The organism is Delftia sp. PE138 (assembly GCF_018320755.1).
GTDB lineage: Bacteria > Pseudomonadota > Gammaproteobacteria > Burkholderiales > Burkholderiaceae_C > Comamonas > Comamonas tsuruhatensis.
In genome coordinates this window covers 1520950-1538894 of the sequence record NZ_JABEPN010000001.1, presented here as the reverse complement: position 1 = coordinate 1538894, position 17945 = coordinate 1520950, and the positions used below count along the sequence as shown (strand labels likewise).

Here is a 17945-nt window from a genome sequence, read left to right as displayed (position 1 = left end):
CCTTGGCCCCCTTGCTGCTTTCATGGACTTCTTCACGCTGGCGATCATTGTCTTCATCGCAATCTACCTTCTCAAGACGCAGGAGCAGCGCCGGCATACCCTGCTGCTGGCCCAGTATCTGGGGCGTTTCCAGATAGAGAAGCTGATGGGCGGCCTGATCGAAGGCTATCTGCGCGCCCTGGGCGAGAACGACGAGCAGCGCCGCGCCCAGATCTGGACCGTGCTGGACAACACCGAAACCAGCCTGGTCGAGCAGTTCCAGCGCTTTGCCAAGGAAATGGCCTCGGCCGATCCGCAGCTCACGCGCGTGAGCACGCTGCCCGTGGCGCTGCCCTATCTGGACCGGCTGTTCCCGTCGTCCGGCTTCGATCTGCGCGAAGCCATGCAGCTGCATGCGCGCGGCATTGCCTCCGTGCGCGTGGCCGACAGCGCCACCGAGGAAGAACGCCGTGCGCGCGCCTTCATGATGACGGCCGAGCTGTTGCTCATGCAGTACACCTGTCATTGGTTTTGCAAATCGCGCGCCGTGGCATCCCTGCGGCTGGTCGCACGGCACAAGACGCCCTTCGAGCAAGTGCTTGCTTCGGTGAGTGACCAGACACGGCGCGACTACAGGCAGCTGATCGCCTGATCGCCACCTCTGTGGCGGGGCGCCATGCCCCGCCATGCACAGCCCAGGCTGCGATTGACGCAGTGCGGCTTGCTGTCAAAAATGAACGCCATGACACAAGTGCTGAGCTCCATCGAGGCGCGGCTGGCGTCTCTCCCTGTTCCCGTGGCCGTGATCCTGCCGTCCGGCCAGCGCGCCGGTCCTGCGGATGCGCAGGTGGTGCTGCATTTCCAGTCCATGGCGGCCATGGCCAGCCTGGCGGCCGGGCAGATAGGGACACTGGGCAGTGCCATCGTGGAGGGGCTGGTACGCATCGATGGCCGCATGCGCGACGTGATGGCGGTGGCCGCCAGCCTGCTGCAATCCGATCCGGTGCGCGGCACATCGCACTGGTGGGTGCATGCCATGGCCCGCATGCGCTCCATGGCCGCGCACACGCTGGCGCGCGACGCCCAGCAGATCCAGTTCCACTACGACATCTCCGACGACTTCTACGGCCTGTGGCTGGACCCGCGCCGCGTCTATTCCTGCGCCTACTTCCGCGATCCGCAGATGACGCTGGCCCAGGCCCAGGAGGCCAAGCTCGACCACATCTGCCGCAAGCTGGACCTGCGGCCCGGCGAGCGTTTCCTGGACATCGGCGCGGGCTGGGGCGCGCTGCTGCTGTGGGCGGCCGAGCATTACGGTGTCACGGCCACGGGCATCACGCTCTCGCACAACCAGCACCGCCATGTGCAGCAGCTGATTGCCGAGCGCGGCCTGCAGGGCAGGGTGGACATGCAACTGCTGGACTACCGCGCGCTGGCGCCCGGCCAGCCCTTCGACAAGATAGGCTCGGTGGGCATGTTCGAGCATGTGGGCCAGGCCCAGCTGCCCGAGTACTTCCAGACCGTGCACCGCCTGCTGCGCCCGGGCGGCATGGCGCTGATCCACGGCATCACCGCGGGCGGCGTGGACAACACCCAGCTGGGCGCGGGCATGGGCGAGTTCATCGACCGCTACATCTTCCCCGGCGGCGAGCTGATGCATGTGAGCCGCGTGCTGCACGACATGGGCCACAGCGGGCTGGAAATGGTGGACACGGAGAACCTGCGGCCCCACTACGCACGCACGCTGTGGAACTGGTCCGACGCATTGGAGGCCCAGCTGCCGCAGGCGCAGCGTATCCTTGAGCAGCATGCCGATGCCGAAGGTGCCGCCAAGGTGCTGCGCGCCTACCGGCTCTATCTGGCGGGTTGCGCCATGGGCTTCGAGCGCGGCTGGATCGCCCTGCACCAGATGCTGTGCACGCATCCCGACGGACGGCTGCAGTCGGGGTCCATGGTGGGAGCCCAATCGGACTATGCTTTCAACCGCGAGTACATGTACCGCTGAGTGCATGACACGCCACACAGAAAAAGGATAGCCATGCTCTACAAGTTCAAGTCCCGTGCCACGGCCGACGTCATCATGCTCGAATCCAACGGCCGCCAGGTCCTGGAGATCGTCGGCAAGACGCCCGGCGCCAGCGGCATCATCACCGTCCAGCAGATCCCGGCCGCCATCGATGCGCTGGAAGCCGCCGTGGCCGATGACGATGCCCGCCGCAAGGCCAACCAGGAAGAGGATGCGCAGGATGGCGACCAGGACAATGCCGCACCGGGCGCACGCGATGCCGTCAGCCTGCGCCAGCGCGCTGCGCCCATGATCGACATGCTGCGCCGCAGCGCCGCCGAGAACAGCGACGTCACCTGGTAAGCCGGCGGCCCCCGCTGGCCCGTCAGGCGTTGATGCCCTTCATGCCTTCCTCCGTATAGCGCCGCCCGGCCACGGGCAGCTCGTCGCTGGCGCGCCGCAGCTCGTCCAGCTCGCCGGGCGTCAGTGTCACGGACAGCGCGCCCAGGTTGTCCTGCAGATGGGCGATGCGCCGGGTGCCCGGAATGGGCACCACGTCAGGCCCCTGGGCCAGCAGCCAGGCCAGGGCGATCTGCGCGGGCGTGCTGCCCTTGCGCTGCGCCAGGGCCGATACGGCGCCCACCAGGGCCTGGTTGGTGTCGATGTTGCCGGGCTGAAAGCGCGGCAGGCTGGCGCGGAAATCGCCCTGCTCGAAGGCCGTGCCGCCATGAAAGCGTCCCGTGAGAAAGCCGCGCCCCAGCGGCGAATAGGCCACCAGCCCCACGCCCAGCTCGCGGCAGGCGGGCAGCACCTCGTCCTCCACCTCGCGCGTCCACAGCGAATACTCGGTCTGCACCGCCGCCACCGGGTGCACGGCATGGGCGCGGCGCAGCGTGGCTGCGCTGACCTCGCACAGCCCGATGCGGGCGATCTTGCCTTCCTGCACCAGGCGCGCCAGGCCTTGCATGGTCTCTTCGATGGGCCGCGTGGCATCGACGCGGTGCACGTAGTACAGGTCGATGCGCTCCACGCCCAGGCGCCGCAGCGAGTCCTCGCAGCTTTGCCGCGCGTACTGCGCGCTGTTGTCGATGCTGCGCCGGTACTCCCCGGCCTTGCGCACGATGCCGAACTTGGTGGCGATCTTCACGCGCGGGCGGCGCGATGCCAGGAAGCGGCCGATCAGCTCCTCGTTGTGGTGCGGCCCGTAGACATCGGCCGTGTCCAGGAAGTCGATGCCGGCCTCCACGGCATGGTCCAGTGCCTGCAGCGCCAGGGCGTCGTCGCGCGGGCCATAGAACTCGCTCATGCCCATGCAGCCCAGGCCCAGGGCGGATACCTGCAGATCGTGGCCAAGTGTGCGTTGTTGCATTGCATATCCTCTTGCTGAAACAAGGGGCCAGTATGGTTTTCCGGGGTGGGCTTGCCTACTGAGAAAATCGCGCTTCGATCTTCCATTTCCGGAAAACATTTCCGCAAAGGCTCTGCGCAAGGGCTTTCCAGGAAAACCAAGGAGCACTTCATTGCAGTGGGACGACGCCCGCATCTTCCTGGCCATTGCCCGCGCCGGCAGCCTGAGCGGCGCCTCGGCCGCGCTGGGGCTGGGCGTGGCCACGGTCTCGCGCCGGCTGGACCGGCTGGAGTCCGCGCTGGCCATGCCGCTGTTCAGCCGCCACCAGAGCGGCTATCGGCTCACGGCCGACGGCCAGGCGCTGCTGGCCCCGGCCGAGACGCTGGAGCAGGCGGCCCAGGCCCTGGGCGATGCAGCGCACAGCCAGGCACAGGTGGCGGGCGTGGTGCGGCTGGCCACGGCGGAGAACCTGGCCAACCCGCTGATCGTGCCCTCGCTGGCGCAGTTGTTCGCGCGCCATCCGGGGCTGCGCGTGCAGCTGGTCAGCGGCGTGCAGACGCTGAACCTGCACCGGCGCGATGCCGACCTGGCCGTGCGCATGACCCAGCCCGAGGCCGGCCACGTCACGATCCGGCGCCTGGGAACGCTGGGTTTCGGCTTGTACGGATCGGCCGGCCATGTTGCTGGCCGCGCTGGCCGAAGCGGCCCGGACCCCTTCGAAGGCGACGCCTTCATCGGCTGGGACGACAGCCATGCCCACCTGCCCGCCGCACGCTGGATGGCGCGCGCCCTGCGCGGGCGTCCCTGCCGGCTGGAGACCAACACCCTGTCCGCGCAGCTGGCCGCGGCCCAGGCGGGCCTGGGCCTGGCCGTGCTGCCGCATTTCCTGGCGCGGCAGGCGGGGCTGGTCTGCGTGGAGCCGCAGCTGGGCGCCGATCAGCCCATCTGGCTTGCCATGCATGCCGACCTTGCCCATTCGCGGCGGGTGCGGGCCGTGGCGGACCACCTCATTGAACTGTTCGAGCGGCGGCATGCCGAACTCGAAGGCCCGGCCTGAGCCGCAGCAGGGGCCGCGCGCCGTGTTAAACACGCACGCAGATTGCGAGAAAGAAAGGACTTCCATGCACCGCCTCCGTCATTCCTCCCGATTCCTGCCCTGGCTGGGCGCGCTGGCCGCCACGCTGGCGCTGGCCGCCTGCGCCGACAGGCCCAAGGCGCCCACCGGCCCGCAGGCGCCCCCGGGAGCGGCGGCGGCCGTGTATTCGCTGCTGTTTCTGGACAACGCCTCCAACCTCGGCCCCAAGGCGGCGGCCTACTGCATAGGCAACGGCCGGGGCTGGGCGCTGCTGGACCCCGATGCCGGCACGCTGGCCCTGCTCAGCGGCCAGAGCCAGGTGCGGCCGGCTTCGGCCTGCGACGTGGGCAAGGGCGGCGAGCAGGTGCTGGACCGGGCCAGCGGCCGGCCGGCGCTGATGTTCGGCGTCGAGCTTGTGCACTGCACGGCCTCGGGATCGCAATGCCTGATGCGCGGCAGCTACTACGAAGGTCCCGGCAACACGCAGAGCAACCTCTACAACGCAAGCCAGCGCGGCGGCAGCTGGCAGGCCGTGATGGCGCTGCGCGGGCCGGCGCCCTGAACCCTGCATCGCCGCTGTCGCGCCGTCCCCGCCAACGAAAAAGCCCGGCCGAAGCCGGGCTTGATCGTGGTTGCAACTGGGCGATCCGTCGCGGTGGTGGTCCTCGGGATCAGTCGGCGTAGGTGCCGGCTGCCTTGATGACCTTGCCCCACTTCTCGATCTCGGCCTGGACGAACTTCTTGTGGCCTTCGGGTTCGATGCGGCCGTCGCTGGCGATCACGGCGCCCAGGGCTTCCTGGCGCTTGATGAACTCGGGGTCCTTGAGGGCGGCCTTCATGGCCTCGTTGACCTTCTTGACGACGTCGGCCGGCGTGCCCTTGGGCGCGTACAGGCCATGCCAGATGGTGACCTGGAAGTCAGGCACGCCCACTTCGGCCAGCGTCGGCAGGTCCTTCAGTGCGGGCATGACCAGGCGCTTGGGCGTGGTCACGGCATAGGCCTGGACCTTCTTGGCAGTGATCTGGCCCGTGGTGTTGGTGGTCTGGTCGCACAGCAGGTCGACCTGGTTGCCGATCAGGTCGGCGATGGCCGGCGCGGCGCCCTTGTAGGGCACGGGCGTCATTTCGGTCTTCATGGCCGCCTGCAGCATCAGGCCGCACAGGTGGGAGGCGGAACCGATGCCGGCATTGGCCAGGTTGACCTTGCCCTGGTTCTTGCCGATCCAGTCCTTGACCTCGGCGAAGTTCTTGGCCGGCAGGCTGGGGCGGCCGATGAGGGTCATGGGCACGTCGTTGATGATGCCGGCGTACTCGAAGTCGTTGAGCACGTTGAACGACAGCTTGCGGTACAGCGACGGGATCGTGGACATGCCGATGTGGTTGATCAGCAGCGTGTAGCCGTCAGGGCGGGCACGTGCAGCCTTGGCCGTGCCGATGGTGCTGCCGGCGCCGTCGGCGTTGTCCACCACGATGGTGGCATTGTTCAGATGCTTGCGCATGGACTCGGCCAGATCGCGGGCCACCTTGTCGGTCGGGCCGCCTGCGGTGAACGGCACGATGAGGGTGATCGTCTTGCCTGCGGCAGGATAGTCCTGCGCATGAGCGCCAATGGCTGCGCCGGCTGCCAGGGCGATGGCTGCGATCTTGAACAATGCTTTCATAGTGTCTCCAGGTGAATGGCGTGCAAATGATAGGGGGCGATGCGTTTTCGCCCTAAAGGGCAAACACGCAAAAGAAACCGAATGCACGAGGAGACGAATTTTAAGAATTGTTTCTATTGCGCCTCAGCAGATTCCCTTGCCATTGATCTAGTGCAAACCCTTGGAGGCTTGACAGGCGTCATGTTTTCAGGAATTGCGCCGGCTGCGCGGCGGCGCGGCCACCGTCCCCCGCGCCTCGGTGGCTACTTGTACGACCTCGCGTCTTCGATCACCTTGCCGTCATTGGGCAGCGTGCCCGGCAGCACCATCTGCACGTCGCCGCGCAGCTTGGTCACTTCGCGCACCGCGTCGGACAGCTGCTGGGCCAGGCCCGGCGAGGTCTCGCGGGTTTCGACCAGCAGCTGCATCTGGTCATTGGCCATCTCGCCCGTGACCACCAGCCTTGCGCGCCCCACCTGCGGAAAGCGGCGCACGACGTCGGCAATCTGGCCCGGGTGCACGAACATGCCGCGCACCTTGGTGGTCTGGTCGGCGCGTCCCATCCAGCCCTTGATGCGTGCGTTGGTGCGGCCCGTGGGGCACTGGCCGGGCAGCACGGCAGAGAGGTCGCCCGTGCCGAAGCGGATCAGCGGGTAGTCGGGGTTGAAGGTGGTGATCACCAGTTCGCCCACCTCGCCGGGCGCCACGGGGTCGCCCGTGCCGGGGCGCACGATCTCGACGATGACCTGCTCGTCCAGCACCAGGCCTTCGCGCGCCTCGGTCTCGTAGGCGATCAGGCCCAGGTCGGCCGTGGCGTAGCACTGGTAGCCCGCGATGCCGCGCTCGGCCAGCCAGTCGCGCAGCGAGGGCGGAAAGGCCTCTCCGGAGACCATGGCCTTGGTCACGGACGGGATGGGCAGGCCCATCTCCACGGACTTTTCCACAATGATCTTGAGGAAGCTGGGCGTGCCCACGTAGCCGGCGGGACGCAGGTCGGCCATGGCCTGCACCTGCTGCTCGGTCTGGCCCGTGCCGCCTGCGAACACCGTGCAGCCCAGCGCATGGGCGCCGCTTTCCATCATCGAGCCCGCGGGCACGAAGTGGTAGCTGAAGCAGTTGTGCACCAGCTCGCCGGGCCGAAAGCCAGAGGCATGCAGCGCGCGCGCCATGCGCCAGTAGTCGGGGCGGCGGCTCTCGGGCTCGTAGATGGGGCCGGGGCTGCAGAACAGGCGCGGCATGGGCTGGCCCAGGCCGATGGCGTTGAAGCCGCCGAAGATCTGCGCGGGCCGCTGCTCGGCCTGGCGCTGCAGCAGCTCGTACTTGCGCGTCACCGGCAGGCGGGCCAGGGCCTCGCGGCTGGTGATCTGCGCGGCGTCGACGCCGTCCAGGATCCGGGCGAAGGCAGCCGACTGTTGCTGCGCATGGGCGATCTGTCGGGGCAGGGCGGCCAGCAGCGCCGCTTCGCGTTCGTCAGGGGTGCGCGTCTCCAGCGCGTCGTAGAAGGCACTCATGGCTAGTCCTGTATGTGGAAAAGGGCAGATGGAGTCCGGCCAGCGGTGAAAGAAAGATTCCAACAATCCTTGTGCCGCCCCTGGCCCGCGAAACCGGCGCGGCCCAACCCCAGGGACACCGAGGAAGGGCCGCCCCCGCACCGAGGGTGTCGTCCCCCTTTCAGGGGGAAGGCGCGAAGCGACTCAGGGGGTATTCATGCAAGCCAACGTTTTCTGCGCTTGTAGCTTTTCACGTCCTTGAAGCTTTTCCGCTCGCCGCCGCCCACGCCCAGGTAGAACTCCTTGACGTCCTCGTTGCTGGCCAGGTCCGAGGCCGCGCCGTCCATGACGATGCGGCCGCTTTCCATGATGTAGCCGTAGTCCGAGTACTTGAGCGCCATGTTGGTGTTCTGCTCGGCCAGCAGGAAGGTGACCTTTTCCTTGCTGTTGAGGTCGCGGACGATGTTGAACACCTCCTCGACGATCTGCGGGGCCAGGCCCATCGAGGGTTCGTCCAGCAGCACCATGCGCGGGTTGGCCATCAGCGCGCGGCCGATGGCGCACATCTGCTGCTCGCCGCCCGAGGTGTAGGCGGCCTGCGAGGTGCGGCGCGTCTTCAGGCGCGGAAAGTAGTTGTAGACCTTCTCGAGGTTGGCCGCGATCTCGCCCTTGTCGGTGCGCGTGTAGCTGCCGGTCATGAGGTTTTCCTCGATGGTCAGGTGGGCGAAGCAGTGCCGCCCCTCCATGACCTGGACCACGCCGCGCTGCACCAGCTCGGAGGGCGTGAGGCTTTCGATGCGCTCGCCCTCCAGCTCGATCGTGCCCTTGGTCACCTCGCCGCGCTCGCCCTTGAGCAGGTTGGAGATGGCGCGCAGCGTCGTGGTCTTGCCCGCGCCGTTGCCGCCCAGAATGGCCACGATGCTCTCGCGCGGCACCTGGAGCGAAACGCCCTTGAGCACCAGGATCACATGGTTGTAGATGACTTCGATGCCATTGACCACGAGCAGCGGATCGCTGGCGGCCGGGGCGGAGGTGGGTGCGGTGGTCATGGCGTCGTCCATGGGCGTTGATACGAAAGCGGAGTGCGGGGCCGCAACTCTCGAAGCATCTCTGCGCGGGGCATGCCCCAACTCAGGGACACCGAGGAAGGGCCGCCCCGCACCGAGGGTGTCGTCCCCCTCCCCCGCGAAGCGGGTAGAGAGGGCGAAGGCGCGCAAGCGCCTCAGGGGGTGCAAGTTCTAGCTTTTACGTTCTTTTCCTTGGCGTACTTGTCCGCGTACTCCTTGACCAGCGGTTCGACCATGGACTTGTCGGCCTGGTACCAGTCGGAGACCACCTTCCACTTGGCGCCATCCCACTGGGCGATGCGCGACCAGTCGGTGCCCAGGTGGTTGTCGCAGCTGGTCTTGACGGGGCGGATGATCTTGCCGAAGCCCAGCTCGTTGAGGCGCTCCTGCGTGAGGTTCAGGTTCTCCAGGCCCCAGCGCACCTGCTCGGAGGTCATGACCTTGCCCTTGCCGTATTTTTCCTGTGCCGTGCGGATGGCCTCCACCTGCAGCATGGAGATCACCATGCCGCGCGTATGGGCCATGGCGCCCAGTTCCTTGGCGTCGGTGGCCGTGCCCTGGCCCTTGTCGTAGACCATGGCCTTGACCTCGTCGTGCACCTTGTCGTGCTCGGCCGTGTTGTGGATGGTCACGGTGTTGTAGCCCTTGGCGCCGGCGCCGATGTCCTTCACGTCATGGTCCGAGCCGGCCCACCAGATGGAGTACATCTTCTCGCGCGGGTAGCCGGTGGCCTGCGCCTCGCGCACGGCCGTGGGCGTCATCACGCCGGCCGACCACAGCAGCACGTAGTCGGGGCGCTGCTGGCGGATCTGCAGCCAGGTGGACTTCTGCTCCACGCCGGGCGCCGTCACGGGCAGCAGCGTCAGGTCGAAGCCTTCCTTGGCGGCGCGCTTTTGCAGCAGCGGAATGGGTTCCTTGCCATAGGGCGAGTCGTGGTAGACCAGGGCGATCTTCTTGCCCTTGAGGCTGCCCTTTTCCTTCTTGAGGATGTCCTGGATGATGGAGTCGGCCGCCGTCCAGTAGTTGCCCAGCAGCGGGAAGTTCCACTCGAAGACCTTGCCGTCGGCCGACTGCGACAGGCCGTAGCCCGTGGTGATGATGGGCATCTTGTCGCCGGGCGCCTTGTCCGTCACGGCGAACGTGATGCCGGTGGACTGCGGATCGAAGCCCGCCGCGCCGCCGCCCTTGCCCTTCAGGCGCTCATAGCACTCCACGCCCTTGGCCGTGTCGTAGGCCGTCTCGCATTCCTCGTAGGCGATCTTCACGCCATTGATGCCGCCCTTGGCGTTGACCAGCTTGATGTAGTCCTGCTTGCCATCGGCCCATGGAATGCCCAGCGGAGCGAACTGGCCCGTGCGGTAGACCAGCAGCGGCACGAACTGGTCCTGGGCCTGGACGGCGGGGGCGGCCACGAGGCCGCCGATTCCGGCTGCGACGGTGGCGGCGGCGATGGCGACTTTCTTGAACATCATGACGTTGTCTCCTAGTTGGCTGGGGAAGATTCCCCGGTTATCCGGCACTCTGTGGCGCCCTGTCTCGATCAGAATCAAACATTCCATGTTTCCTGGCGCCATCTGTGGAACTGGCGAGCCCCAGGTCAGGGACACCGAGGAAGGGCCGCCCCGCACCGAGGGTGTCGTCCCCCTCCCTCGCGTAGCGAGTAGAGAGGGGGAAGGCGCGAAGCGACTCAGGGGGTGTCATATCAATGCGGGAAGGGCCAGACGCGAAGCTTTTGCCTTGCCGTTGCCCACAGCTTCGCGAGTCCGTGCGGCTCCACGATCAGGAAGAACACGATCAGCGCACCGAAGATCATGTGCTCCAGGTAGGTCGCCGTGGCCGTGGACAGCGGCAGGCCCAGCCAGTGAGGCACCTGGGTGAGCAGCAGCGGCAGCAGCACGAAGAAGGCCGCGCCGAAGATGCTGCCGACCACCGAACCCAGGCCGCCGATGATGATCATGAACAGCAGCTGCAGCGAGCGGTCCAGACTGAAGGCCGCAGGCTCCCAGGCACCCAGGTGTACGAAGCCCCACAGCGCGCCGGCCACGCCGACGATGAAGCTGCTCACGGCAAAGGCGCTGAGCTTGGCGTAGGTCGGGCGGATGCCGATCACGCTGGCGGCCACGTCCATGTCGCGCATGGCCATCCACTCGCGGCCGATGGCGCCGCGCACCAGGTTCTTGGCCGCCAGGCCCAGCAGGCACAGGATGCCCAGGCACAGCAGGTACTTCTCCATGGGCGTGTCGATCTTCCAGCCCATGATGGACAGCGGGCCCGCGCTCACCGAGCCCGAGGAGGAGTTGTTCGTCACCCAGGCGGCGCGGCTGGTCAGCCAGTCCACGAAGAACTGGGCGGCCAGCGTGGCCACGGCCAGGTACAGGCCGCGGATGCGCAGGCTGGGCAGGCCGAAGATCACGCCGAAGACCATGGCCAGCACGCCGCCACCGATCAGGGCCACCAGCAGCGGCATGCCCTCGAAACGCACCTGCAGGTTGTAGGCCGCATAGGCGCCCACAGCCATGAAGGCGCCCGTTCCCAGAGAGATCTGGCCGCAGTAGCCGACCAGGATGTTCAGCCCCAGCGCCGCCAGCGACATGATCAGGAAGGGGATCAGCACGGCCTGGAAGGTGTAGTCGCTGACGCTGAAGGGAATCACCAGGAAGGCGACGGCCAGCAGCGCCACGATGGCCCAGCGGTCCTGGGCGACGCCGAAGATCTGCTGGTCGGATGCGTAGGTCGTCTTGAATTGACCGTTCTCACGATAAAACATGGTGCAAGTTCTCCGTATACGGTCTCAGACGCGGTCGATGATCTTGTCGCCGAACAGCCCCTGGGGCCGCACGAGCAGGAAGCACAGGGCCAGGCCGTAGGCGAACCAGGTCTCGATGCCGCCGCCGACCATGGGGCCCAGGTAGACCTCGGAGAGCTTCTCGCCCACGCCGATGATCAGGCCGCCGATGATGGCGCCGGGCAGCGAGGTCAGGCCGCCCAGGATCACCACGGGCAGGGCCTTCAGGGCCACCAGCGACAGCGAGTACTGCACGCCCAGCTTGGAGCCCCAGATGATGCCCACCACCAGGGCCACGCCGCCGGCCACCGACCAGACGATGACCCAGATGCGCGACAGCGGGATGCCGATGGACTGCGCCGCCTGGTGGTCGTCGGCCACGGCGCGCAGCGCGCGGCCGGTCTTGGTCTTCTGGAAGAACACGCTGAGCGCGGCCACCAGCAGCGCGGCGATGCAGGCCGCATACAGGTCTTCCTGGCTCAGCAGCACGCCGCCCTCGAACAGGCCGTCGAGGATGAACATGGGGTCCTTGGGCATGCCCACGTTGATGCTGTAGACGGCGCTGCCGAAGATCATCGGGCCCAGTCCGTCGAGCAGGTAGGCGATGCCCAGCGTGGCCATCAAGAGCGTGATGGGCTCCTGGTTGACCAGGTGGCGCAGCGCCAGCCGCTCGATCACCCAGGCCACGACCACCATGATGGCCAGCGACACGCAGATGGCCAGCAGGTTGGTGAACCAGCCCGGCTCCATGCCGATCCACTTCGGGATCCACTCGGAAAAGCGCGCCATGGCCAGGGCCGAGAACAGCACCATCGCGCCCTGGGCGAAGTTGAACACGCCCGAGGCCTTGAAGATCAGCACGAAGCCGATGGCGATCAGCGCGTACAGCGTGCCCACCATGAGGCCGCCGAACAAGGTTTCCAGAAAAAATCCCATGTCAGTCCCCTCAATGGCCTGTGCCAAGGTAAGCGCGGATCACGTCTTCGTTCTGGCGCACCTCGTCGGGTGCGCCGTCGCCGATCTTCTTGCCGTAGTCCAGCACCACGACGCGGTCGCTGATGTCCATGACCACGCCCATGTCGTGCTCGATCAGCACGATGGTGGAGCCGAACTCGTCGTTCACATCGAGGATGAAGCGGCACATGTCCTGCTTTTCCTCCACGTTCATGCCGGCCATGGGCTCGTCCAGCAGCAGCACCTGCGGCTGCATGGCCAGGGCGCGGCCCAGGTCCACGCGCTTTTGCAGACCGTAGGGCAGCTGGCCCACGGGGGTCTTGCGGTAGGCCTGGATCTCCAGGAAGTCGATGATGTGCTCGACGAACTCGCGGTGGCGGATCTCCTCGCGCTGGGCCGGGCCCAGGCGCAGGGCCTGCATCAGGATGCCGCTTTTGATCTGCAGGTTGCGGCCGGTCATGATGTTGTCGATCACGCTCATGCCCTTGAACAGCGCCAGGTTCTGGAAGGTGCGCGCCACGCCCATCTCGGCCACCTGGCGGCTGTTCATGTGGCTGAAGGTCTTGCCCCGGAAGGTGATCGATCCCTCGGACGGGGTGTACACGCCGTTGATGCAGTTGAGCATCGAACTCTTGCCTGCGCCGTTGGGGCCGATGATGGAGCGGATCTCGTGCTCGCGCACATCGAACGAGATGTCCGTCAGCGCCTTCACCCCGCCGAAGCGCAGGCTGATGTTCTTGATGTCGAGGATGACATCGCCGATCTTCTTGTGGGTCATGTCAGCGGCTCCGGTCAGGCCCTGGCGGTGGCAGCCACCGAATGGGTTTTGGCATCGATGATGGACAGCGTGGCGCTGACGCTGCCGGTGCGGCCGTCCTCGAACTTGACCTGGGTCTCGATGAACTGCTCGCGCTTGCCCGTGTACAGCGCATCGACCAGCACGCCGTACTTGTCGGCGATGAAGCCTCGGCGCACCTTGCGCGTGCGGGTCAGCTCGTCGTCGTCGGGGTCCAGCTCCTTGTGCAGCACCAGGAAGCGCGCCACCTGCGTGTCGGCCATGCCGGCTTCGGCGGCCAGGTCGGCGTTCACCTGGGCCACGCAGTCGGCCACCATCTCCAGCACCTTGGCCTTCGATGCCAGGTCCACATAGCCGCCGTAGGGCAGGCCCTGGCGCTCGGCCCAGTTGCCCACGGCCTCGTAGTCGATGTTGATGAAGGCGCAGACCTGGTCGCGACCGTGGCCGAAGCACACGGCCTCCTTGATCTGGGGGAAGAACTTGAGCTTGTTCTCGATGTAGTTGGGCGCGAACATGGCACCCCGGCTGGTCTTGCCCACGTCCTTGGCGCGGTCGATGATGCGCAGCTGCCCGCTGGCGTCGATCACGCCGGCATCGCCCGTGTGGAACCAGCCGTCGGCATCCACCACCTCGGCCGTGGCGTCGGGGCGCTTGTAGTACTCCTTGAGCACGGACACGCCCTTGAGCAGCACCTCGCCGTTGTCGGCGATCTTCAGCTCGATGCCCGGTGCGGCCTGGCCCACGCTGCTCAGTTCCACCTGCCCGTCGCGCTGTATGCACACATAGGCGCAGGTCTCGGTCTGGCCGTAGAGCTGCTTGAGATTGATGCCGATGGAGCGGAAGAAGCGGAACAGCTCGGGCCCGATGGCCGCGCCCGCCGTATAGGCCACGCGGATGCGCGACAGGCCCATGGCATTGCGCAGCGGGCCGTAGATGCACAGGTCGCCCAGCGCGTACTTCAGGCGGTCCAGCGCGCCCACCTTCTTGCCGTCCAGGATGTCCGATCCCACGCGCCGCGCCACGGCCATGGCGCGGCCGTACATCCACTGCTTGAACGGCGCGGCATCCTCCATGCGGATGGACACCGAAGTCAGCATGCCCTCGAAGATGCGCGGCGGCGCGAAGTAGTAGCTGGGGCCGATCTCGCGCAGGTCGATGGACACGGTCGAGGCCGACTCCGGGCAGTTGATGGTGAAGCCCGCCACCAGCCACTGCGCGAAGGAAAACAGGTGGTCGCCCACCCAGGCCGGAGGCAGGTAGGAGATCACGTTGTCGCCAGGGCCCAGGCGGTCCACCTGCACACCGCCGCGTGCCGACTCGCCAAAGCTGCGGTGGGTCTGGCACACGCCCTTGGGCTTGCCCGTCGTGCCCGAGGTGTAGAGGATGACGGACACGTCGTCGGGCGACAGCGCCGCCAGCATGGCATCCCAGGCGCCCGGGTGGGCGGCCTCCCATTCCTTGCCCTTTTGCAGCAGCGCCTCGGTGCTGATCAGCCCCGGCTGGTCGTAGTGGCGCAGGCCGCGCGGGTCGTCATAGATGATGTGGCCCAGGCCGCGGACGCTCTCGCGCACCTCCAGCAGCTTGTCCACCTGCTCCTGGTTCTCGGCGAAGGCGAAGTCGATCTCGGCATCCTCGATGACGAAGCGCATCTCGGCCGCCACCGCGTCCTGGTACAGCGGGATCGGCACGGCGCCCAGCGCCTGCACGGCCAGGAAGCCCATGTAGACATGGGGCCGGTTGTCGCTGATGAAGGCCAGATTCTGGCCGCGTGCCAGGCCCAGCGCCGCCAGGCCGCAGGCCATGTGGCGCACGGTCTGCGCGGCCTCGCTCCAGCTCCAGGTCTGCCAGATGCCGTATTCCTTCTCGCGCAGCGCCGGTGCCTGTGGGCGCTGGGCAGCATGCTGGAGCAGCAGGTGCGGGAACGTGGTCGTCATTCCATGTCCTTGGTTGTTCGTGGATGGTGGCCGCGTGGTGCAAATGCCCAGGCTGAGACCCACCGGCTTGGACTGCATCGTAGGACTGGCTTTGACGCCGCGGTGTCTGTTTGACGACAATCTTCGGGAAACTCATCATCGGGAAAACGCGCCGTAACAAATGGTGCCAAAACGGTCTCATTGCCCGTTGGGGGGCTTGCGCTCCAGCCCGTTCGCAGCGGGTCGCCGTCCTTCTGGAAATCCCGCTCACGCCAGCCACTGGCCTCGGGCAATGCTTGGGTGGTTTTGTTGATTCATCCGCGCACCCTCGCCGCGACTCCATGAGCCAAGAACTGTCACTGCACCAGCGCCGCCGTGCGCCCCGACCCGAGGAACTCGATGGCATTCCCTGGCTGGCCCTGCTCCAGCCCGCCGAGCGCGAGCGCGCGCACAAGGCGCTGGTCGTCGGCGACGCACAGTCCGGCGACTACGTCTGCCGCACCGGCCGCGCGCCCACCTACTGGTTCGGCGTGGTCGAAGGCCTGCTCAAGATGAACACCGATGGCGCCGATGGCGCCAGCATGACGCTGGCCGGCCTGCCTCCGGGCGGCTGGTTCGGCGAGGGCACGGCCGTCAAGCGCGAGCCCTACCGCTACAACGTGCAGGCCATCCGAAAAAGCGTGGTCGCCGGCCTGCCCATCGACACCTTCCACTGGCTGCTGGACCACTCCATCGGCTTCAACCGCTTCGTCATGAGCCAGCTCAACGAGCGCCTGGGCCAGTTCATCTCGGCCCGCGAAATCGACCGCCTCACCAACCCCGACCTGCGCGTGGCCCGCAGCCTGGCCGCGCTCTTTCACCCGCTGCTGTACCCGGGCGTGGGCGAGGTGCTGCGCATCACCCAGCAGGAGCTGGCCTACCTGGTGGGCCTGTCGCGCCAGCGCGTCAACGAGGCGCTGTCCGTGCTGCAGCGCGAAAACGCCATCGTCGTGGAGTACGGCGGCCTGCGCGTGCTCGACCTGGAAGCGCTGCGCAGCGGGCTGTTTGCGACGGCGCGGCGGGCGGCCTGAGCATGCGCGGCGTCCGCTTTGGCGCCGTACCCATCGGCATGGACCAGTACCGATGCATGTCGCCATGAAATTTTGAAAAGTATTGAAAATCGTAGTAGAACTACGATTGGAAGGAAATATCAAAGTTGCCCGTGTTTGGAATAAGTGCTTGAATCGCAGCATGACTACGACCGGGGCAAGCAAATTAAACGCGCTCTACACGCAGCTGCCTGCGGGCACACCCATCACCTCGCAGGATCTGGCAGGGCTGGGCATCTCCGCAGACCTGGCTGTCCACTACGTGCGCGCGGGCTGGCTGAAGCGCCTGATGCGGGGGGTCTTCTGCCGGCCCAACGACAGTCTGGCCCTGCATCCGAGCCTGGGCGTGCTGCAGCGCCGCCTGGAGGGCCTGCATGTGGGGGGCAAGTCGGCGCTGGACTGGTACGGCATGCGCCAGTATGTGGCGCAGCAGCCGGTGCTGCAGCTGTATGGCTGGGCCGCCGGGCAGCTGCCGCCATGGTTCACCGAGCGTTTTCCCGCTGAATACCACCGCAAGAGGCTGTTCGACGAGCAACCCGGTGCCTTGCTGCATGTCGGGCCCTTCGAACAACGCAGCGGTGCCGCCCAGGTCTCGGCGCCGGAGCGTGCACTGCTGGAGCTTCTGAGCGATGTGGGCGTGCGCCAGCCGCTGCAGGAAGCCAGGGAGCTGGTGGAGAGCGCGTACAGCCTGCGCGCCGATGTGCTGCGTGAACTTCTGCAGCGCTGCACCAGCGTCAAGACCGTGCGCCTGTGCCTTCAACTCGGGCGCGAGGGGGCGCTGCCCTGGGTCGCCAGGCTGGAGACGGCCTCGCTGCCGACGGGAAGCGACAGGCCCTGGGTGTCCCGGTCGGCCGAGGGCCTGTTGGTGCTCAAGCCATGAACCAGACCTATCTCGATACCGCGCGCCTGTTGACACAGGTCGCGCCGCTGGTGTTTGTGGATGACACGTTCGCGCTGAAGGGCGGAACCGCGATCAACCTGTTCGTGCGCGATATGCCGCGTCTGTCCGTTGATCTGGACCTGGTGTTTCCCGACCACAGGCCGTCGCGCGACGAGGCGCTACAACGGATCAATGAGGCCATCCGGCAAGCGGCTATACGCCTGACGAAGCGGGGCTTCCAGACCCATGCGCCGGTGGCTGCAGCGGGCCAGACCAAGCTGCTGGTGCGCCGTGGTTCCGTGCAGGTCAAGATCGAAGTGAACTATGTCATGCGGGGCACGGTGCTGCCGGTACGGCGGGCATCGCTTACGCCCGCTGCGCGCGATGTGCTGATGGCCGACCTGGAGATTCCCGTGGTCTCGGCAGAGGACGTGTACGGCGGCAAGCTTGTGGCCGCCCTGGACCGGCAGCACCCGCGTGATCTGTTCGATGTGATGCAGCTGTTCGCGCACGGCGGCATCACTCCTGGCATCCGGCGCGCGTTCGTGGTCTATCTGGCCTGCAGCAACCGGCCGTTGCACGAAGTGCTGTTTCCTCCCTTGCGTGATGTCCGGCACGATTTCGAAAACAACTTCCGGGGCATGACGGCCGAGCCTGTGTCGCTGCAATCTCTGCTCGCAGCACGCGAGCGGTTGCTGCGGGAGCTTCAGCAAGGGCTGGATGCCAGTGAGCGGCGCTTTTTGCTGTCGCTGGCCGCTGGAGCGCCCGACTGGCCGGCGCTGGACATCGCCCATCTCGAACACCTGCCCGGCGTGCGATGGAAGGTGCAGAACCTGGCGCAACTGCGCACGTCCCATCCCCGCAAGTTCGCCGAGCAGGCGGACCTGCTGGCCGCATGGCTGGCCATCTGACGCCAGCACTGCAC

At 66.8% G+C, this 17945-nt stretch carries 17 protein-coding genes; 8 read left to right on the top strand and 9 right to left on the bottom strand.

All coding sequences use genetic code 11. The features are described from left to right. Positions 1-22 precede the first annotated feature (22 nt). The 3 genes from HFGMBDPB_RS06940 to HFGMBDPB_RS06930 are packed head-to-tail and all read left to right on the top strand — an operon-like array spanning position 23 to position 2347. Complete coding sequence (locus HFGMBDPB_RS06940; RefSeq protein ID WP_016446605.1) at positions 23-631, top strand: hypothetical protein; 609 nt, start codon at positions 23-25, stop codon at positions 629-631. Between the two features lie 24 nt (positions 632-655). Next, positions 656-1984: a class I SAM-dependent methyltransferase gene (locus HFGMBDPB_RS06935; protein ID WP_016446604.1), complete on the top strand. Its 1329-nt coding sequence runs from the start codon at positions 656-658 to the stop codon at positions 1982-1984. A 33-nt stretch (positions 1985-2017) separates the two neighbouring features. After that, entirely contained in the window at positions 2018-2347 is a 330-nt protein-coding gene (locus HFGMBDPB_RS06930; RefSeq protein ID WP_016446603.1) for a DUF1840 domain-containing protein, read from the top strand. 22 nt (positions 2348-2369) lie between these two features. Here the strand turns inward: HFGMBDPB_RS06930 and HFGMBDPB_RS06925 are convergent, their stop codons facing one another. After that, on the bottom strand, positions 2370-3353 hold the full coding sequence (locus HFGMBDPB_RS06925; protein WP_212645111.1) for an aldo/keto reductase: 984 nt from the start codon (positions 3351-3353) through the stop codon (positions 2370-2372). A 151-nt stretch (positions 3354-3504) separates the two neighbouring features. On the opposite strand from HFGMBDPB_RS06925, the gene HFGMBDPB_RS06920 reads away from it, so the two are divergent. Further along, positions 3505-4389, top strand: coding sequence for a LysR family transcriptional regulator (locus HFGMBDPB_RS06920; RefSeq protein ID WP_017406673.1), 885 nt, complete (start codon positions 3505-3507; stop codon positions 4387-4389). Positions 4390-4453: 64 nt separating this feature from the next. Beyond that, complete coding sequence (locus tag HFGMBDPB_RS06915) at positions 4454-4969, top strand: hypothetical protein (protein ID WP_016446600.1); 516 nt, start codon at positions 4454-4456, stop codon at positions 4967-4969. 109 nt (positions 4970-5078) lie between these two features. Here HFGMBDPB_RS06915 and HFGMBDPB_RS06910 read toward each other — a convergent pair whose 3' ends face one another. The 8 genes from HFGMBDPB_RS06910 to HFGMBDPB_RS06875 form a co-directional block, all read right to left on the bottom strand. Beyond that, a complete protein-coding gene (locus tag HFGMBDPB_RS06910; protein ID WP_016446599.1) occupies positions 5079-6068 on the bottom strand; it encodes a tripartite tricarboxylate transporter substrate-binding protein in 990 nt (329 codons plus the stop codon). 242 nt (positions 6069-6310) lie between these two features. Beyond that, positions 6311-7558 (bottom strand): phenylacetate--CoA ligase family protein, encoded by a 1248-nt coding sequence (locus HFGMBDPB_RS06905; RefSeq protein WP_016446598.1) that lies wholly within the window; start codon positions 7556-7558, stop codon positions 6311-6313. Positions 7559-7752: 194 nt separating this feature from the next. Continuing rightward, positions 7753-8586, bottom strand: coding sequence for an ABC transporter ATP-binding protein (locus HFGMBDPB_RS06900; protein ID WP_016446597.1), 834 nt, complete (start codon positions 8584-8586; stop codon positions 7753-7755). A 173-nt stretch (positions 8587-8759) separates the two neighbouring features. Further along, complete coding sequence (locus tag HFGMBDPB_RS06895) at positions 8760-10076, bottom strand: ABC transporter substrate-binding protein (protein WP_016446596.1); 1317 nt, start codon at positions 10074-10076, stop codon at positions 8760-8762. A gap of 230 nt (positions 10077-10306) precedes the next feature. Continuing rightward, the gene (locus tag HFGMBDPB_RS06890; RefSeq protein WP_016446595.1) at positions 10307-11371 is read right to left on the bottom strand and encodes a branched-chain amino acid ABC transporter permease; all 1065 of its coding nucleotides are present in this window, start codon (positions 11369-11371) and stop codon (positions 10307-10309) included. Between the two features lie 24 nt (positions 11372-11395). Continuing rightward, the gene (locus HFGMBDPB_RS06885) at positions 11396-12325 is read right to left on the bottom strand and encodes a branched-chain amino acid ABC transporter permease (protein WP_016446594.1); all 930 of its coding nucleotides are present in this window, start codon (positions 12323-12325) and stop codon (positions 11396-11398) included. 10 nt (positions 12326-12335) lie between these two features. Then, a complete protein-coding gene (locus HFGMBDPB_RS06880) occupies positions 12336-13121 on the bottom strand; it encodes an ABC transporter ATP-binding protein (protein ID WP_012203089.1) in 786 nt (261 codons plus the stop codon). Between the two features lie 14 nt (positions 13122-13135). Continuing rightward, the gene (locus tag HFGMBDPB_RS06875; protein WP_017405426.1) at positions 13136-15073 is read right to left on the bottom strand and encodes an AMP-dependent synthetase/ligase; all 1938 of its coding nucleotides are present in this window, start codon (positions 15071-15073) and stop codon (positions 13136-13138) included. A 320-nt stretch (positions 15074-15393) separates the two neighbouring features. On the opposite strand from HFGMBDPB_RS06875, the gene HFGMBDPB_RS06870 reads away from it, so the two are divergent. The 3 genes from HFGMBDPB_RS06870 to HFGMBDPB_RS06860 all read left to right on the top strand — a co-directional run bounded on the left by HFGMBDPB_RS06870 (position 15394) and on the right by HFGMBDPB_RS06860 (position 17931). After that, positions 15394-16122 carry a Crp/Fnr family transcriptional regulator gene (locus HFGMBDPB_RS06870; protein ID WP_016446592.1) on the top strand — a complete coding sequence of 243 codons (729 nt, stop codon included), beginning with the start codon at positions 15394-15396 and terminating at the stop codon, positions 16120-16122. Positions 16123-16282: 160 nt separating this feature from the next. After that, positions 16283-17020, top strand: a complete 738-nt coding sequence (locus tag HFGMBDPB_RS06865) for a type IV toxin-antitoxin system AbiEi family antitoxin (RefSeq protein WP_016446591.1) — start codon at positions 16283-16285, stop codon at positions 17018-17020. Further along, entirely contained in the window at positions 17017-17931 is a 915-nt protein-coding gene (locus HFGMBDPB_RS06860) for a nucleotidyl transferase AbiEii/AbiGii toxin family protein (protein ID WP_126311252.1), read from the top strand. Before HFGMBDPB_RS06865 ends, HFGMBDPB_RS06860 begins: the two co-directional genes overlap by 4 nt. Positions 17932-17945: the final 14 nt, after the last annotated feature.

Excerpts from the sequence above, each read along its gene's own strand:
- HFGMBDPB_RS06880 (WP_012203089.1), bottom strand. The coding sequence starts at position 13,121 with ATGACCCACAAGAAGATCGGCGATGTCATCCTCGACATCAAGAACATC.
- HFGMBDPB_RS06930 (WP_016446603.1), top strand. The coding sequence starts at position 2,018 with ATGCTCTACAAGTTCAAGTCCCGTGCCACGGCCGACGTCATCATGCTC.
- HFGMBDPB_RS06915 (WP_016446600.1), top strand. The coding sequence starts at position 4,454 with ATGCACCGCCTCCGTCATTCCTCCCGATTCCTGCCCTGGCTGGGCGCG.
- HFGMBDPB_RS06890 (WP_016446595.1), bottom strand. The coding sequence starts at position 11,371 with ATGTTTTATCGTGAGAACGGTCAATTCAAGACGACCTACGCATCCGAC.
- HFGMBDPB_RS06860 (WP_126311252.1), top strand. The coding sequence starts at position 17,017 with ATGAACCAGACCTATCTCGATACCGCGCGCCTGTTGACACAGGTCGCG.
- HFGMBDPB_RS06940 (WP_016446605.1), top strand. The coding sequence starts at position 23 with ATGGACTTCTTCACGCTGGCGATCATTGTCTTCATCGCAATCTACCTT.
- HFGMBDPB_RS06900 (WP_016446597.1), bottom strand. The coding sequence starts at position 8,586 with ATGACCACCGCACCCACCTCCGCCCCGGCCGCCAGCGATCCGCTGCTC.
- HFGMBDPB_RS06870 (WP_016446592.1), top strand. The coding sequence starts at position 15,394 with ATGAGCCAAGAACTGTCACTGCACCAGCGCCGCCGTGCGCCCCGACCC.
- HFGMBDPB_RS06910 (WP_016446599.1), bottom strand. The coding sequence starts at position 6,068 with ATGAAAGCATTGTTCAAGATCGCAGCCATCGCCCTGGCAGCCGGCGCA.
- HFGMBDPB_RS06875 (WP_017405426.1), bottom strand. The coding sequence starts at position 15,073 with ATGACGACCACGTTCCCGCACCTGCTGCTCCAGCATGCTGCCCAGCGC.
- HFGMBDPB_RS06885 (WP_016446594.1), bottom strand. The coding sequence starts at position 12,325 with ATGGGATTTTTTCTGGAAACCTTGTTCGGCGGCCTCATGGTGGGCACG.
- HFGMBDPB_RS06925 (WP_212645111.1), bottom strand. The coding sequence starts at position 3,353 with ATGCAACAACGCACACTTGGCCACGATCTGCAGGTATCCGCCCTGGGC.
- HFGMBDPB_RS06895 (WP_016446596.1), bottom strand. The coding sequence starts at position 10,076 with ATGATGTTCAAGAAAGTCGCCATCGCCGCCGCCACCGTCGCAGCCGGA.
- HFGMBDPB_RS06935 (WP_016446604.1), top strand. The coding sequence starts at position 656 with ATGCCCCGCCATGCACAGCCCAGGCTGCGATTGACGCAGTGCGGCTTG.
- HFGMBDPB_RS06865 (WP_016446591.1), top strand. The coding sequence starts at position 16,283 with ATGACTACGACCGGGGCAAGCAAATTAAACGCGCTCTACACGCAGCTG.
- HFGMBDPB_RS06905 (WP_016446598.1), bottom strand. The coding sequence starts at position 7,558 with ATGAGTGCCTTCTACGACGCGCTGGAGACGCGCACCCCTGACGAACGC.